The sequence below is a fragment of the Streptomyces sp. NPDC091209 genome (assembly GCF_044757755.1).
Taxonomy (GTDB): Bacteria; Actinomycetota; Actinomycetes; order Streptomycetales; family Streptomycetaceae; genus Streptomyces.
In genome coordinates, this window is sequence record NZ_JBIVVR010000014.1 from 44592 (window position 1) to 60279 (window position 15688).

12 protein-coding genes are annotated in these 15688 nt (G+C 73.6%); 6 read left to right on the plus strand and 6 right to left on the minus strand.

Annotated elements, in window-relative coordinates; genetic code table 11:
- Window positions 1-460: 460 nt before the first annotated feature.
- Window positions 461-2182, plus strand: coding sequence for a BTAD domain-containing putative transcriptional regulator (locus tag ACIQRL_RS32615; protein ID WP_401338339.1), 1722 nt, complete (start codon window positions 461-463; stop codon window positions 2180-2182).
- Window positions 2183-2261: 79 nt separating this feature from the next.
- Here ACIQRL_RS32615 and ACIQRL_RS32620 read toward each other — a convergent pair whose 3' ends face one another.
- From ACIQRL_RS32620 to ACIQRL_RS32635, 4 genes are all read right to left on the minus strand, one after another.
- A complete protein-coding gene (locus ACIQRL_RS32620) occupies window positions 2262-2813 on the minus strand; it encodes a GAF domain-containing protein (protein ID WP_401338341.1) in 552 nt (183 codons plus the stop codon).
- Window positions 2814-2821: 8 nt separating this feature from the next.
- A complete protein-coding gene (locus ACIQRL_RS32625; RefSeq protein ID WP_401338344.1) occupies window positions 2822-3853 on the minus strand; it encodes a S8 family peptidase in 1032 nt (343 codons plus the stop codon).
- Window positions 3850-6990 (minus strand): adenylate/guanylate cyclase domain-containing protein, encoded by a 3141-nt coding sequence (locus ACIQRL_RS32630; RefSeq protein ID WP_401338346.1) that lies wholly within the window; start codon window positions 6988-6990, stop codon window positions 3850-3852. The genes ACIQRL_RS32625 and ACIQRL_RS32630 overlap by 4 nt, the downstream gene beginning before the upstream one ends.
- A 117-nt stretch (window positions 6991-7107) precedes the next feature.
- Window positions 7108-7353 carry an aroma-sacti cluster domain-containing protein gene (locus tag ACIQRL_RS32635; protein WP_401338348.1) on the minus strand — a complete coding sequence of 82 codons (246 nt, stop codon included), beginning with the start codon at window positions 7351-7353 and terminating at the stop codon, window positions 7108-7110.
- Between the two features lie 144 nt (window positions 7354-7497).
- Between ACIQRL_RS32635 and ACIQRL_RS32640 the strand changes: the two genes are divergently transcribed.
- Window positions 7498-8694 carry an RNA-guided endonuclease InsQ/TnpB family protein gene (locus ACIQRL_RS32640; protein WP_401338351.1) on the plus strand — a complete coding sequence of 399 codons (1197 nt, stop codon included), beginning with the start codon at window positions 7498-7500 and terminating at the stop codon, window positions 8692-8694.
- On the opposite strand, the gene ACIQRL_RS32645 is transcribed toward ACIQRL_RS32640, so the two are convergent.
- Window positions 8631-9476, minus strand: a complete 846-nt coding sequence (locus ACIQRL_RS32645) for an iron-containing redox enzyme family protein (RefSeq protein WP_401338354.1) — start codon at window positions 9474-9476, stop codon at window positions 8631-8633. The genes ACIQRL_RS32640 and ACIQRL_RS32645 overlap by 64 nt on opposite strands.
- Entirely contained in the window at window positions 9473-10570 is a 1098-nt protein-coding gene (locus ACIQRL_RS32650; RefSeq protein ID WP_401338356.1) for a radical SAM protein, read from the minus strand. The genes ACIQRL_RS32645 and ACIQRL_RS32650 overlap by 4 nt, the downstream gene beginning before the upstream one ends.
- A gap of 308 nt (window positions 10571-10878) precedes the next feature.
- Between ACIQRL_RS32650 and ACIQRL_RS32655 the strand changes: the two genes are divergently transcribed.
- The 4 genes from ACIQRL_RS32655 (at window position 10879) to ACIQRL_RS32670 (ending at window position 15670) form a co-directional block, all read left to right on the plus strand.
- Window positions 10879-11094, plus strand: a complete 216-nt coding sequence (locus tag ACIQRL_RS32655) for a hypothetical protein (protein ID WP_401338358.1) — start codon at window positions 10879-10881, stop codon at window positions 11092-11094.
- A 95-nt stretch (window positions 11095-11189) separates the two neighbouring features.
- Window positions 11190-11408: a hypothetical protein gene (locus tag ACIQRL_RS32660; protein WP_401338360.1), complete on the plus strand. Its 219-nt coding sequence runs from the start codon at window positions 11190-11192 to the stop codon at window positions 11406-11408.
- A gap of 111 nt (window positions 11409-11519) precedes the next feature.
- A complete protein-coding gene (gene lanKC / locus ACIQRL_RS32665) occupies window positions 11520-14315 on the plus strand; it encodes a class III lanthionine synthetase LanKC (RefSeq protein ID WP_401338362.1) in 2796 nt (931 codons plus the stop codon).
- Complete coding sequence (locus ACIQRL_RS32670; RefSeq protein WP_401338365.1) at window positions 14315-15670, plus strand: MFS transporter; 1356 nt, start codon at window positions 14315-14317, stop codon at window positions 15668-15670. Before lanKC ends, ACIQRL_RS32670 begins: the two co-directional genes overlap by 1 nt.
- The last annotated feature ends 18 nt before the right edge of the window (window positions 15671-15688 follow it).

A 15688-nucleotide genomic window follows, 5' to 3' on the forward strand; every position in this document is an offset into this window, starting at 1 on the left:
GGCGCGGGGGCCGGCGACCTGTGACAGGCCGTCGCCGTGCAAGCGCCGCCCGGCAGTCGCCCGGACGAGCGGGGCTCGGGCCGGCGCTGTCACGGTTCCCGGCAATGCCCGCGTTCCACGGTGTGGTGGGCGATCGCGGCGGCCCGTCCGGGCTCTCCGCTGCGTTGCCTGCGGAAAGCCGTGCAGTGCTGCCGCCTCACGCCTTGCGCCACTGGGCGGGAATATGGCGTTCCGATATGGACAAAAGGTGGGTGACGCATTCATTCCTGATGTGCTATTCGGGCGGAGTGGTGTCCGTGCCTGTCCTTCGCGGCTCCGCAGTCGCATCATCGCAAAGCCGCTGCCCGGTACACGGTGGCCGCGGCGGTCTCGGCGTGCACCGGGTTCATGCCTCTAAACAGCAGGAACTTGCTGGTCGGGCCCTCCTGCGGGGAAGAATCGCTTGTGACAATGTCGATACATGAGTCGGTTGGTCACTGCATTCGGGGAATTGTGCGTACTGGACGACCGGAACGGACCGGCCGATCTCGGCGGGCCGAAACCGCGTCTGTTATTGGCTCTGCTCGTCAGCCAGGCCAACAACGTGTTACCGGTCGACGGGCTCATCGACGCCCTCTGGGACGGCAGGCCCCCGCGGACCGCGAGAAAGAACCTCCAGGCCTACATCTCGCGTCTGCGCCGTGTGCTGGGCAGACGGCTGACCCACACACCGGGCGGATATCTGCTGCGGCTCGATCCGTCGGAGTGCGATCTGCTGCGGTTCGAGGAACTGGCCCGGACCGGCAGGCGGCGCACCCGCGACGGGGACACGGAAGCGGCGTGCGACGCGCTCGTCGAGGCCCTCGAACTCTGGCAGGGCCGGCCGCTGGCGGAGTTCGGCGACGTGCCGCATCTGACCGCGGCGGTCGACCGGCTCCAGGAGATGCAGGTGTCGGCCCTGGAGGAGTGGGCCGAGCTGGAGAACGACCGTGCCCGCCACGCGATCGTGCTGGACCGGCTCCAGGAGCACGTCGTGTGCCATCCCCTGCGCGAACGGCTCGCCGCGGCGTGGATCACGGCGCTCGCGGCGACCGGCCGGCGGAGCGAGGCCGCGGCGCACTTCGACACCGTACGGCGGGCGCTGGCACGGGAGTTGGGGGTCGCGCCGGGGCCCGCGCTGGCGGTGCTGCACCGTCGTCTCCTGGAGGTTCCCGCACCCGAGCGCCATCGGGGACCGGGCAATCAGCTGCCGCGTGATCTGCCGGACTTCGTGGGGCGCGCCGAGGAGGTGCAGCGGGCGCTCGGGTACTTCCGCGGCCGCCGGGAGGGCGGGGTGATGGTCGTGTCCGGGCCGGTGGGGGTGGGCAAGTCCGCGCTGGCCGTCCGTGTGGCCCATCTTCTGGCCGACGCCTTCCCGGACGGGCTGATCATGACCGAGCTGGGCAGCCGCTCGCTGGGGTCGGTGCTGCGCGCGCTGCTGGACAGTGTCGGGCTGCCCAGGACGCAGAACGTCGCGCAGGCCCTCGCCCGGTGGCGGACCTGGGTGGCGGGCCGGCGGATTCTGCTGGTGCTGGACGACGCGGTGGGCCAGCAGACCGTGCTGGCGCTGCTGCCCGGGTCGGGTGCCAGCTGCACTCTGGTGACCAGCCGGTACCGGCTCAGCGGTCTGGAGGCGGTGGCCCGGGTGGAGCTTCCGCCGTTCCAGGGGGCGGAGGCGACCGAACTGCTGGGCCGGATCGTCGGGTTCGGGCGGGTGATGAGCGACCAGGCGTCGGCGCGGCGGATCGTCCAGTGCTGCGAGGGGCTTCCGCTGGCCATCCGCATCATCGCCGCGAAGCTCGATTCGCTGCGCCATGTGCGGCTGGCCGACTACGCGGACCGGCTGAGCGGGGCGCCGTCCCTGCTGGACGAGATGGCGGTCGGTGAACTCGTGCTGCGGGAGCGGTACGAGGCATTCTGGCGCGATCTGCCTCAGCAGCAGCGGCTGGCCTACCGGAGGCTGGCCTCGCTCACGCCGCCGTTCCGGTACGACCAGGTGATCGCGGAGGTGGAGGAGTTGCACGAGTGCAGCCTGCTGATGCCGCCCGCCGGGGAGGTCAGCGCCCATATGGCCTCGTACGGCATGTCCGGGTTCACCCACGAGTTCGGCCGCCGGGTCACCGGCCCGGCGGCCGTGGACCTGCCGCCGGTGGCGGGCTCGTGAGCGGCGTGCGGCGTGCTGTTGTCCCGGACACCGCCCCCGTCGATTGTCATGATCATGCCCTATTGCTGCCGGGTCGCGGTCAGCGGGCCCGATCGCGCAGGAAGGCGCGGAAGGCGTCCGTCATCTGCTCGTCGGTGGCGCTCCAGGCCGCCGTGCCGGGGCCGGTCGCGGACCGGCCCGCGACCCGCAGGGCGATGGCCGCCTGCGCGGCGAACAGGGAGAGCAGGTCGAGGTCTTCGAGGCCTGCCCGGGGCCGGGGCGAGGGATCGAGCACTTCCAGGACGCCCAGGACCCGCTGCTGCGACAGCAGCGGTGCGGCCATGAGGGCGTTGGGGACGTAGCCGGTGGACTCGGCGAGGTCCCGGGCGAAGGTCCGGGTCTTCGCCAGGTCGTCGGCGATCATCGCCTGGCCCGAGGAGGCCACCCAGCCGGCGATGCCCCGGTGGGCCGGGAAGCGGGTGCCGACGAGCAGGTCCTCGCCTTCTCCGGAGACGGCCTGGAAGACCAGTTCGCCGGCCGTCTCGTCCAGCAGGAACACCGAGCTCGCGGCGGCGGCGAAGATGGCCCGGGCCACGTCGACCACGGACTGCAGCAGCGCGTGGGTGTCGTCGGAAGGAAGCGTTGGGGGCACTGCGGACCTCACTTCTCCGGTTGGGTCTCGGGGGACGGGGGCGATCCGGGCCGGCCGTCGTCGGGGCGCTGCCCGTCATCCGCCGGTGCCGCCTGCCGGCCGGCGCCGTGCGCGGATACGAGACCGTCGCCCACCGGGTCCGCGCCGGACGCGGGCGGGTGCGGGGGTGCGGGGGTGGTCACGGGAGCGGCGGGCACGGGCGTGGGGGTGGTCTCGTGGGCCGCCTGCGTCGCACGGACGTTGGCCGCCGTCAGATAGAGCACCGTCTTGAGCTGGAAGACGGTCAGCGCCGGGTGCTTGGCCAGGATCAGCGCGCACAGTCCCGCGATGCGCGGGGTGGCGAAGCTGTTGCCGGTCGTGCGGGTGACGCAGTTGTCCAGCCACGCCACGCGTACGTCCTGGCCCTTGGCATAGAACTCCACCGGCGGACTCGGGTTGTACAGGTGCAGCCCGGTGTCGTCCTCCTGGTGGCTTCCGACCGACACCACGGAGCTGAACCGCCAGGGGAAGCTGACCACAGGGCTGTTGTGCGCCGACGCGACGATGACGCAGCGGCGGAAGTACGCCTCGTCGGCCAGTTCGTGCAGCTCGCGGATGAAGCGTTCGTGGGTGGTCGACAGGCTCATGTTGATGACGTCGAAGCCCTGCTCCACCGCCCACCGCAGACCGGCCAGCAGGAAGTCGCCGGTACCGGTGAACCGTTCCCCGAGCACCTGCACGCTGTGCAGCTCGCAGTCGGGGGCGACCTCGCGGACGATCCCCGCGCAGGCGGTGCCGTGGCCGCACGCATCGCCGCTGTCGGAGGCCACCGTACGCGGGCGGCCGTCGTCCCCCTCGACGACCACGTGCGCCGATGCCACCCGCCCGACCATGAGGTGGCCGCGCTCCACCCCGCTGTCGACGATGCACACCCGTACGCCGCGGCCGGTGGAACCGCCCCACGCCCACGCGGGGGTGACGGCGCCGTCCATGGCCGCCGCTGGGACCCGGATGTCGTCCGGCCGCCGGTCCCCCAGCCCCCAGCTCAACGCGCCCGTCACCGGCCGCCTCCGCTCGTCGCGGTGCGGCCCCGGGGCCGCTCCCGGGTCATCTCGGCTGCCCGGGCGGCCAGTTGGGCCGCGGCCCGCACTCCCACGGCATGGCCCTTGGCCCGGAACAGACGGCCCGCCTGGCCCGCGCTGCGCCCGGCGGCCGACGGCCGTCCCGTCCCGCACAGGACCTGCGCCATGTCGAGCCGGGCGGTCGCGCGGCCGATCGGTGAATCCGTGGTGTCCGCCGCCGCCACGGCGCGGCGGGCCAGCCGCAGCGCGTTCACGGCGTCCCCGGTCACGGCGGCGGCCAGGGCCCGCACCCCGAAGTCGTCGGCCGCGTCCGCCGGGGACAGCGCCGCTCGGGGCGCCGGGACAGCCCCGCCGGGCCGGCCCGCGCCGGCGGGCTCCGGGCCCGACGTCACGTCCCGGACATCGGCCGGCACCGCGGCCCAGGGCAGCCCGCGGGCGATCAGCACCCGGGCGAGGTCCCGGCAGGCAACCGCGTGCAGGACCGGACCGCCCACCGTGCGGAACGTCTCCACGGCCTGCCGCAGCAGCCGCTCCGCCTCCCGCGTCGATCCCGCGAGGACCTCCACCCCGGCGGCGAACAGCGGCCCGAACGCGGCCACTTCCGCGTAGCCGAGCCCGGCGGCGAACCGCTCGGCGTCCGTCAGACAGCCGCGGGCCTCGCCGATGCGGCCGCACAGGGCGAGCAGATTCGCCAGCGGGTAGTTCAGCGCGACCACCACGACGGGGTTGCCGGGGCCGTGCTCGGCGAGCAGGGCACGGCAGCGCTCCACCGCCTCGCCGGCCGGGGTGGGTCCGTGCCACAGGGAGATGCCGAGCGCGCCGAGCGCCATGGCCCGCTCCGGGGCCGCCGCGGCGGCCAGCGCGTGGCCCAGCGCGACGGTCAGCAGATCGCTCGCGGCGCGATGCCGTCCGGCGTACTGCTGCTCCTGCGCGAGCCGCACATGGGCACGCGCCAGGCCCAGCCGGTCGTCGAACTCCCCGAACACCGCGAGGGCGGCACGTGCCGCGTCGGCGGCCGTCGCTGGCGCGGCGCCGGGGTCCAGGGAGGCCAGTTGCAGGCCGGCGTGGGCCCCGGCGAGCCGGTCCTCGGCCACGGCCGCCGCGTCGCGGACCTGTCTGAGCAGGTCGCCGCCCTCGGCTGTCCGGCCGAGCGCCAGCCAGGTCTCCCCCAGTCCCTGCGCGGCATGGCGCCACCTGGCCTCGCCGGGGGCGCAGTGGGCCAGGGCACGGGCGTGCAGCTCCGCCGACCAGGACAGGTCGGCGCGGGCGAGCGCGTGCCGGCCCGCGCCGCCGAGGGCGTCGGCGGCCCGGCCCCGCAGGCCCTCGACGTGTTCGCCCCGCAGCCCGAGGTCGCGCCGGTGCAGGTAGGCCGCTTCCAGGTGGTGGGCGGCCCGGGCCGCACCGGCCGCGGGACTGATCGCCAACTGCTCGTGCCAGGCGGCCCGCCGGGTCTTGCTCAGGGCCCGGTAGGTGACGTCGTGCAGCAGCCCGGAGCTGAACTGGTAGGCCGCCGGGGCCCCGGGAGCCGGTTCGAGGAGGCCGCGTCGCAGGAGGTCGCGCACCGGGCCTTCCACGGGTACGGGTTCCCGGCGGGCGGGGCGGGCGGCGTCCGGGGGCGGGTCGTCGAGGAGCCGGCGGACCTCCGTGACGGCGAACCGGCGGCCGATCACCGCGCCCGCGTCGAGCACCGCTCGTTGTGGCTGCGGCAGGACGTCGATGCGGGCGGCGAGGACGGCGGTGACGGTCACCGGCAGCTCGCCCGGGTCGGCGCCGTCCCCGACCATGGTCAGCAGCTGTTCCAGATGCAGCGGGTTGCCCTCGGCGCGCTCCACGACCGTGCGCAGTACGCCGTCGTCCAGGTCGCCGGTTGCCAGGGCGCGGGCCAGGCGCAGCGAGTCGGCGCGGGACAGCGGGCGAAGACCGATCTCGTCGGCGGTGGCGGGCGGCTCGTCCTCGCCGGTGCGCTGTGAGCAGATCAGCAGTACCGGTGATCCGGCCAGGGCGTCGGTCAGCCGGGCTATTCCTTCGAGGAGTTGGGGCCGGGCCCACTGCAGTTCGTCCAGGACGAGCGCGACCGGCCGCGCGGCGGCCAGGGTGCGCAGCACCGTCGCGGCGGCCGCCCAGGTCGTCTCGGCGGACGGGCTCGGCGTGCCGTCCGCCAGCAGTCCGCCGCGCAGCACCTCGTAGGCGGCCTCGTCCCACGGCCGGGCCGGGGCGGGGTCCGGCCGTGGTCCTGGGCCCGCGGGTGCCGGCGTGGTGCCGGCGGTCGCGGTGTCCAGCACCTCCCGGATCGCGGCCGCCAGGGGCGCCAGGCTGGCCTCGTCGCGGAAGGAGTGGCAGCGGCCGGTGCCGACGAGGGAGCCCTCGGCGGACCGGGCCGCGAGCCATTCCCGCAGCAGGCGCGTCTTGCCGATGCCGGCGTCGCCGGTGAGCCGGATCAGGCGGCCGGTGCCCTCCCGTGAGGCCTGCGTCCACGCCGCCGTCAGCCGGTCGTACTCCCGTGCGCGTGCGACGAGGGCGGCGGCGGGCCGCGATGCTCCCGGCGGCCCGTCCCCGGCTGTCAGGCTCAGCAGCCGGAACGCGCCGACGGGGTCGCGCTTGCCCTTCAGGGCGAGCGGGCCCACCGCTTCGACGACCGCCGCGGGGCCCAGGAGCGTGCGGGTGGCGGGGCCGATGAGGATGTGTCCGGGCTGCGCCGCCTGTTCGAGCCGGGCGGCGACGTTGACCACCTCGCCGGAGACGGCCGTGCCGTCCCCCTTAAGGTCCTGCGAGGTCACGGCCTCCCCGCTGTTCAGGCCGATGCGGACCGCGAGGGTGCTGCCGAAGTCCCGTTCGAGCTCGGTGTTGAGCCCGTCCAGGGCGGCGATCATCTCCAGGGCCGCCGCAGCGGCCCGGTGCGCGTCGTCCTCGTGCATGTGCGGCACGCCGAACACCGCCATCACGGCGTCCCCGATGAACTTCTCCACCGTCCCCCCGTGCGACTCGATCCCGCCGCGCATCGCGTCGAAGTAGCGCAGCACCACGGAGCGCAGCGTCTCCGGCTCCAGCGCCCCCGACAGTTCGGTGGATCCGACCAGATCGCAGAAGAGCGCGGTGATCACCTTGCGTTGCTGCATGAGCCCTCCCCTCGCTGCTCGCCGTCGGACGTCGTCAAACAGGTACGGCCGCTCGTGCGCGGCCGCCCGGACGGCCGGTCGTACGGCCGTTCGTGCGAGCCCGTTCGTGCGGGCTTCTCAGAACAGTGCCGCGCCCGCGACGACGGTGTGCGCCTGCACCTCCGGTTCCACGACGTCGAGGCGCGCCTTCAGGTCGAGGATCAGTTCGAGTTCCTGCGGTGTGAGCGCGGCGAAGACGGCACGCTGCTCGCCGGTGAACGCCCGCACGGGGAAGCCGGCCTGTTCCAGGGCGCGCAGTACGGGTGCGGTGCCGTGCTCCCCCGCGCCGCCGACGGTGTCTTCCTCACCGCTGTCCGGTGTCATCTGTGTCCTTTCGTGGATACCCCCGCCTTTAGGCGGGGAAGGAAACGAAATCCCTGCGGAGCAGGGCGGCGAGGGGGGTTCGCCCCTGGGGCGAAAGACCGTGCTCCGACTCGCAGCTGAAGTAGTCCCGCTAGTTTGTGAGGCATGGCTACGGCTCACGTGAAGCGGGCGTTCAAGTACCGCTTCCATCCCACGGATGCGCAGGCGGTAGAGCTGTCGCGTACCTTCGGCTGTGTCCGCAAGGTCTACAACCTGGCGCTCGCGGCCCGGACACAGGCGTGGACACGGCAGGAGCGGGTCGACTACAACCAGACCTCGGCCATGCTGACCGCCTGGAAGAAGACCGAGGAACTGGCGTTCCTCAATGACGTCTCCTGCGTGCCGCTCCAGCAGTGCCTGCGGCACCTTCAGGTGGCGTTCACCAACTTCTTCGCCAAGCGGGCCGGGTACCCGCGTTTCAAGTCGCGGAAGAAGTCCCGGAAGTCCGCCGAGTACACCACCTCGGGGTTCCGTTTTTGTGACGGGAAACTGACGCTGGCGAAGATGACGGACCCGCTGGACATCGTCTGGTCCCGGCCGCTCCCGGCGGGGGCGAAGCCGTCCACGGTGACCGTGTCCCAGGACGCGGCCGAACGCTGGTTCGTGTCGATGCTGTGCGAGGACCCCGCCGTCGTGCCGCTTCCCGCCACGGATACGGCGGTCGGCATCGACGTGGGATTGAACCACCTGCTGACCCTGTCCACCGGTGAGAAGATCGCCAACCCGAGACACGAGCGCCGTGACCGCGACCGGCTCGCTGTGGCCCAGCGCCGCCTGGCGAAGAAGGCCAGGGATGACGGAGCCAACCGGGCCAAGGCCCGGCGCAAGGTCGCCCGGATCCACGCCCGGATCGCCGACCGGCGCCAGGACCACCTCCACAAACTGACCACCCGGCTCGTGCGTGAGAACCAAACGCTCGTGATCGAGGATCTGACCGTGCGCAGCATGGTCAAAAACCGGAGCCTCGCCCGCGCCATCTCCGATGCGGCATGGTCGCAGTTCCGGAGCATGCTGGAGTACAAGGCTGCCTGGTACGGACGTGAGGTGATCGCCGTTGACCGGTGGTTCTCCTCGTCCAAGCTGTGCTCCACCTGCGGCACCCTGGCCGACAAGATGCCGCTGAACGTCCGCACCTGGACGTGCGACTGCGGCACGACCCACGACCGGGACATGAACGCAGCGAAGAACCTTCTGGCCGCCGGACGGGCGGTTGCAGCCTGCGGAGCTGGTGTAAGACCTCAACGGAGTTCTCCGGGCGGGCAGTCGGCGATGAAACAGGAAACCTCGCGGCGCGAGCCGTAAGAACCCCCTCCCTTCAGGGAGGGGAATACGTCAAGTCGGTGATCCTCTCGCTCGGCAGGACGGCCGGTGCGGTCCGTCGCGTCGGTCAGGGCGTTCAGTACGTCGGCGAGCGCCTGCACGGTGTGCAGCGCGCTCAGCCTGACCGCCGCCCGTAGCTGCGGCGCCGGCGCGGTCTCGTCGAGGGCGCCCAGTACCGCCGTACCGTGGCCGCCGTCGATCTCCGCGTGCAGGCGCAGGGTGTCGAAGGCGGCCGGGGGCAGACCCGTGCGGTCGGCCAGCCAGGGGATCAACGGCGCGGCGGGGGCGTTGAGTTCGAGTACCGCCACATAGCCGAGCAGGCACAGCGGGTGGAAGTGGTCGATCCAGTAGTACTGGGCACCGACCAGCCGGGCGACCTCCGGCGAGGGGGGCCGGGCGAGCTCTCGGCCGAGGTGGAGTCCGGCGGCCTCCATGTCCCGCAGCAGCCAGCTGTCGTGGTGGCGTTCACGCGGGATGTGCGCGGACAGGTAGCGGCCCAGCGGCCGAGCCGCCGGGTCGGTGCCGGGCGCCTCGCGGCAGTGGGCCTGGGCCCGTTCCATCAGCGGTACGGAGGCCCGGATGACCGTGTGCATCGTGACGAGGTAGCGCAGATAACGTGCCCGCAGGTCCTGCGGCTGCCACAGCCGGGCGGCGCTGCGGTGCAGGACGGGGGCCACCAGACCGAGGACGGTGCGCAGTTCGGCTCCGAGGGGTGTCCGGGTGTGCCGCACGCCCGGGGCGGCGGGCCGGGGGGCCGCCGTCACGGCGTGTGCTCCTGCCGGGGCCGGCCGGCCGGGTCGTGGCCCGGGTCGACGAGGTGGGCGTGGCGGGCGGGACCGTGGCGGGCCACCAGCGCGGCGGGGCCGCCCCGCTCGCCCCGGTGCAGCGCGGCCGCCTGCAGCAGCTCACCGGCCGGGCCTGAGCCCGCGCGGTCGGTGAAGTCCCGGGCGGCGTCCGAGCCGTCGAGCCGGTGGCAGGTGGCGCAGTAGCCGTCGGCGGGCAGGCCCGCGCGGGCGGCGATGTGGACGGGGCCCACCGTGCGGATCATCCGCAGCATCGGACTGGCGTGCGCGCGCTCGCGCACGGTCTGCCATGTCGTCGTGCGGATGTCGCCGAGGCCGAGGTGGCCGGGGCGCACCCGGCGGTCGGCGACGTCCTGGTTGCAGCAGGCGGTGACCGTGCCGTCGGTGGTGACGACCGGCCAGGCGGCCATGTCGCAGGGGGCGGCCGCCCACGGGTCGGGGCCGGCCGGCGGGCGGGGGCGCGGGCGCAGCGCGCCGCCGCGGCCCACCGGGCGCACCTGCCCGACGAGCATCGGTACGTCCGTTCCGAAGCGGCGCAGGACCTGCGCGCAGACCTCGTCGGGGTAGGGGTCGGCCGGGCCGTTCTGGAGGAGATGCAGGCTGACCGCGACGCCGGTGCCGAGCAGGTCGTCGAGCGCGTCGAACACGTCCCGGCGCGGGACGTGGCGCTCGTGGAACGCGTCGAGGCTGAGCGAGAAGTGGTCGACGGCGCGGGCGACGTCACGGACGGCGGGCGGCAGCGGGCCGCCGTCGGCGAAGAACGCGCCGGAGAGCACCGCCGTGCGGGTGCCGCGGGCGCGGGCGGTGGCGGCCGCCTCGATCACCAGGCCGGGGCGCAGCAGGGGCTCGCCGCCGGTCAGCATCAGCACGTCCGGGCGGGCCGCGGGCGTGAAGGTGCGCAGGAAGCCGAGCAGCGCGGCGCTGTCGAGGTCGCGGCCGCGGCGGGTGGCGGCGGTGGAGCAGTGGGCGCAGCTCAGCGGGCAGCGCTCGGTGAGCGAGACCAGGGCGCCCGCCGCGATCGTCTGGCGCAGCGCCATCAGCTCGGCCAGCCGCATGGCCGCCCCCCCTTTTTTCTCGGTGAGGCCGTGGTCCGGTACGGGTCGTCCTTCACCGGCCCGAGTGTCGAGCCTGTGACTGCGAAGCGGTTCGTAATCGGTATATGTGCAGGTCAGGGTTGTGGAGCGGATGGTGGTGCCGGTCGGTGCGCGTACCGGCGGACCGTTCGGCGTCCCGTCGCAGGGGGTCGGAGCTGCGTTTTCACCGTCCGCGAACCGCTCTTGTGGCGGGTGTTCCTACCGTCTGGGGCCAGCCGGACCGGAGTTTGGACCGGGCCGGTCTCGTGCTCATGAGGGAGGGAGATCCCATGGCGGAAGCGGACCAGGTACCCGTGCAGGGCGAGGACGACTCCACCAAGGTCGAGAAGGCGGCCGAGGTGGCCCGCGTGGCCGAGGTGGCCGCCCACTCGCTCGCCGACGCCGTCCTGCAGTTGCAGCGGCTCGACCCGGAGAAGGAGGCGGCGGGCGGCATCGTGCCGCCGGCCGACAGCGGTGGCTCGTGCCACAACATCAGCTGCTTCTAGACGTCCGATGACCGGCTGTCCGGGCCGCCGCCCGGCGGCCGGCGAGCCACGGCACCGCCGCACGCCCCGTACCCGTCGATGTGAGGAGTGACGTCATGTCCGAGGAGATCCGTCCCGACGCCGAGCCCGTCGAGCCCGCAGAAACCGCAGAAACCGCAGAAGCCGCGGAGGCCGGCGGCGACGTGGAGGCGCACCTGGCGGCCGGCCAGGACGCCGTCCTTGGCCTGCAGAAGCTCAACCCCGAGAAGGAGGCCTCCATCATCAGCGACCCCGCGGGAAGCGGGGGCTCCTGCCACAACATCAGCTGCTTCTGACGGCTGGCGTTCGCGCGGTCACGGCGTTCTGCCGGGCCGGGGACAGCGGTTCCCCGGCCCGGCCGGACGGCGCGTCATCAACTTCCGGTCTCGGCAGAGGGGATGGGCGGAATGCAGCTCGAGTGGGAGATCATCCAGACCTATATGACGCACCACCCGCGCTGGTTCGAGGACTTCGAGCGCCGCGCGCCCGGCGGGGAGCATCTGCGCGAGTACCGGGCGGCGATGCCCGCGTCGTGGCTGCTGTGGCGGCGGGGCTACTGGCTGCTGACCGCGCCGCCGCAGGTGCCGGCCGTCGCCCAGGGGTGGAAGCTGCATGTGTCGGCGACCTCCCGGACGAGCGCGGCCACGCTGCGCGCCGTGCTGCCGCTGCTGCGGGAGGCCCGCGTGCACTTCAAGTTCCTGATGGACCCGGCGGCGATGCTCGAGTCCAACGGCAAGTCCTTCCCACGGGGTGCGAGCGGGAAGTTCATCACCGTGTACCCGGCCGACGAGCGGGAGTTCCGGGCGGTCGGCGACGCGCTGACCGAGGCCCTGGCCGGCTTCGACGGCCCGCACATCCTCTCCGACCGGCGCTATCCCGGATCGCGGGTGGTCCACTACCGCTACGGCGGCTTCGTGTCGATCTCCCGGATGCGGCCCTCCGGGATGAAGGAGCTGCTGATCCGCACCCCGGACGGCGAGCCGGTCGTGGACATCCGGCACCCGTACTTCCATCTCCCGGCCTGGGTCACGGACCCCTTCACCGGGGAGTCCGCCCCGGAGCAGCCCGCGGCACGGGACGCGGCCGGCGGCGGACCCGCGGGGACGGACGGGTCCGCCGACGCCGGCATCACCCTCGCCGACGGGCGCTTCACCATCGTCAGCGCGATGAAGTTCAGCAACCGTGGCGGCATCTACCGCGGCATCGACAACGACACGGGCGCGGACGTGGTGATCCGCGAGGCGCGGCCGGGCGTGCAGATCGGGCCGGAGGGCACGGACGCCGTCCACCTGCTGCGGCACGAGTACGACATCCTCACCGAACTCGCCGACACGGGCCTGTTCGTGCGCCCGGTGGCGTTCTTCACCGACTGGGAACACTCCTTCCTCGTCGAGGAGTTCATCGAGGGCACCCACCTCGGGCACCTCGGCATCGTCGAGAACCCCGTCTACAACCTCGACCTGAGCGCCGGACGTCTCACCGACTACTACGAGCGGTTCCGCACGCTGTGGCTCCAGGTCGCGGACGCGATCGCCGTCTGCCACGAACGCGGCATCGTGCTGGGCGACCTGTCGCTGACGAACGTCATGGTCACCGGCGACGACCGGGTCCAGGTCATCGACATGGAGTCCGCCTTCCACGAGGACGCTCCCGCGGGCCCGGCGCGCGGGGCACGGCTGTACACGCCGGGCATGGTGACCCGCCGCGCGAGGCTCGCCGCGCAGGGCGACCGGCGCACCGACCACTACGCCCTCGGCGGCCTGATCCTGGGCTGTGTCCTGCTCTGCCACCAGACCGACTTCATCGACTCCACGATGCCGCGCAGACTGCTGGCCGAAGCGGCCGCCGACCTCGAACTCCCCGCGGAACTCGTCCGGCTGATCACCGACCTGTACGACGAGGACGCCGAGCTGCCCGACCCGGCCGCCCTGCGCGGGCGGATCGAGGCGCTGCCCTTCGCGGACGCCTGGCGCCGGCCGCCCCCGCTGGGACTGCCCCCGGTGACGGACACGACGGCGCGCGCCGAGCTGCACAAGCGGGTGGAGGCCACCCTCCACGGGGTCACCGACTTCTGGGCGCGGACCGCCGACCTCGACCGCCAGGACCGGCTCTTCCCGGCCGACGCCGCCGTGTTCCGGACCAATCCGCTCTCGCTCGCCCACGGCGCGTACGGTCCGCTGTACGTGCTGCACCGGCTGCGGGGCACGGTGCCCGACGATCTGCACGCCTGGGCGCTGCGGCACTCCACCGCGCACGACGCGATGCCGGCCGGTCTGTACTTCGGCTCGGCGGGCGTGGCCTGGGCGCAGTCGGCCATCGGCCGCCTGGACATCGCCGTACAAACGCTCCGGGACGCGCACGGCCACCCGCAGTTGCTGTCCGAGCCCGGTGTCCTGACCGGGGCGGCCGGCCACGGCATGGCGTGCCTGCGGCTGTGGCGCGACTCGGGGCTGCGGGAGTTCCTCGACCGTGCCGTCGCCGTCGGCGGCCACCTGGCCGGGACGGCGCACCGCGAGGACGGCCTGGCCCACTGGCCCGACCCGGCCCGGCCGACCCCGGTCGGCTACGCGGACGGTGCCTCGGGCATCGCCCTGTTCCTGCTCGCCCTGCACCACGCCACCGGTGACCGGGCCACGCTGGAACTGGGCCGGGCCGCACTGGACTTCGACCTGGCCCAGGTGGTCGCCGGGGCCGGCGGCCGGCTGTCGTTCCCGGCGACGGTGGCCACGGACGACAAGCCCGTCATGGTCGTACGCCACTACTGGGACCACGGCACGGCCGGTGTCCTCACCACGCTGCTGCGCTACCACCACGTCACCGGCGATCCGGTGCTGCGCGAGCGGATCACCGGGCTGCTGCCCGACGTCCGCCGCAAGTACACGGTGTTCCCGCAGCTGTTCCACGGGACGAGCGGGCTGGGCAACGTCCTGCTCGACGCCTACGAGTTCCTGGGCGACGCCGAGTTGCTGGCGGAGGCGGAGCGGGTGGCCGAGTCCGTGCTGTGCATGGCGATCGAGCGGCCCGAGGGCATCGTCTTCCCCGGTGAGCAGACCGTGCGCGAGAGCTGCGACCTCGCGAGCGGGTCGGCCGGTGTGGCGCTGTTCCTGGACCGTCTGCGCACGGCCCGCCCCGGCGGCCGTACCAACGGCAACTTCCTGCTGGACGACCTGCTGCCCGCCGCCGCGGGCCGGACCGGTGCGTGATGGAGGCGACCACGGCCGCCTCCCAGGCGGCTCCCGCCGCCGTACCGCTGCGGGCCAACCGGGAGTTCCGGCTGCTGTGGGTGGGGCAGGCGCTGTCCGACTTCGGTACGTCCATGACCGCGCTGGTGCTGCCGCTCGCCCTGCTGAGCAGCGGGTACTCGACGTCGGCGACCAGCACCATCGGCACCGCCGTGCTGGTGACGGCGATGGTGCTGCGGATGCCGGCCGGGTACCTCACCGACCACTACAGCCACCGGCGCCTGATGCTCGCCGCCGACCTGGCCCGCCTGGTCACGGTCGCCACCGTCGCCGTGTGGACGTACCTGGACCGGCTGCCGATCGCGCTGGCCGTGGTCACGGTGGTCGTGGCGCAGGTGGGGGTGGAGCTGTTCCGGCCGAGCCAGAACGCCACCGTCCGCCGGGTCGTGCCGGCCGCGCAGCTGGGCACGGCCATCTCCTTGAACCAGGCGCGGGCCTACGCCGCCGGGATCGTCGCCCCGGCCGTGGCCGGTCTGCTCATCGCGGCTTCGCTGTGGCTGCCGTTCGCCATCGACGCCGTCACCTACGCGGTGTCCGCGCTGTGCGTGCTGGCCCTGTACCGGTCGCTGCGCCGCGCCGAGGCCGCCCGGTCCGCCCGGGCCGGCGGTGCGGCGGACCGGGCCGCCGACCCGAAGAAGGCGCAGGAGGCGCAGGAGGCGCAGGAGGGCAGCGGCGGGGCCAAGGCCGCGCCGCGCGAGCGGTTCCTGCCCCGCCTGACCGCGGGACTGCGCTACGTGGTCCGCGACCCGTTCCTGCGCACGGTCGCCGGGCTGGCGGCGGGCGAGAACTTCGCGTTCCAAGCCCTCGCCTACGCCCTGTTGCTGGGCATCGGGCGGGAGCACAACGGCGCCGCGGCGGTGGGCCTCGCGATGAGCGCGGCGGCGGTGACCGGGCTGACCGGTTCGCTGATCGCGCCCTTCCTCCAGCGCAGGCTGCGCATGCAGACGGTGATGGCGGCCGGTCCCGCGCTCGCCGCCGTCATGCTCGCCCTCGCCTGGTACACCGGCAGCGGCATCGCGTTCGCCGCCGGGTACTCCGCCCTGTGCCTGCTGACCCCCGTCAACGGGGCGGTGTTCGGGACCATCCTGGCCACGACGGTGCCGGAGAACATCTACGGCCGCACCACGACGGCCCTGGGGTTCACCACGGAGATCCTCCAGCCGCTCGGCCCGCTGACGGCGGGCGTGCTGCTGGCGTATCTGTCGCTGTCGGGCACCGCCGCCCTGTTCGCCCTGGCCTTCGCCCTGCTCGCGGCCGTCGCACTGCTGATGCCGTCGCCCCCGGCCGCGCCGGACCCGCGGACGGCCGCGGCCTGACACCCACGAGCACCGCCC

Bases quoted from the DNA above. Each gene is read 5' to 3' on its own strand.
- ACIQRL_RS32615 (WP_401338339.1), top strand. From the start codon at position 461: ATGAGTCGGTTGGTCACTGCATTCGGGGAATTGTGCGTACTGGACGAC.
- ACIQRL_RS32630 (WP_401338346.1), bottom strand. From the start codon at position 6,990: ATGCAGCAACGCAAGGTGATCACCGCGCTCTTCTGCGATCTGGTCGGA.
- ACIQRL_RS32635 (WP_401338348.1), bottom strand. From the start codon at position 7,353: ATGACACCGGACAGCGGTGAGGAAGACACCGTCGGCGGCGCGGGGGAG.
- ACIQRL_RS32640 (WP_401338351.1), top strand. From the start codon at position 7,498: ATGGCTACGGCTCACGTGAAGCGGGCGTTCAAGTACCGCTTCCATCCC.
- ACIQRL_RS32650 (WP_401338356.1), bottom strand. From the start codon at position 10,570: ATGCGGCTGGCCGAGCTGATGGCGCTGCGCCAGACGATCGCGGCGGGC.
- ACIQRL_RS32655 (WP_401338358.1), top strand. From the start codon at position 10,879: ATGGCGGAAGCGGACCAGGTACCCGTGCAGGGCGAGGACGACTCCACC.
- ACIQRL_RS32660 (WP_401338360.1), top strand. From the start codon at position 11,190: ATGTCCGAGGAGATCCGTCCCGACGCCGAGCCCGTCGAGCCCGCAGAA.
- lanKC (WP_401338362.1), top strand. From the start codon at position 11,520: ATGCAGCTCGAGTGGGAGATCATCCAGACCTATATGACGCACCACCCG.
- ACIQRL_RS32670 (WP_401338365.1), top strand. From the start codon at position 14,315: ATGGAGGCGACCACGGCCGCCTCCCAGGCGGCTCCCGCCGCCGTACCG.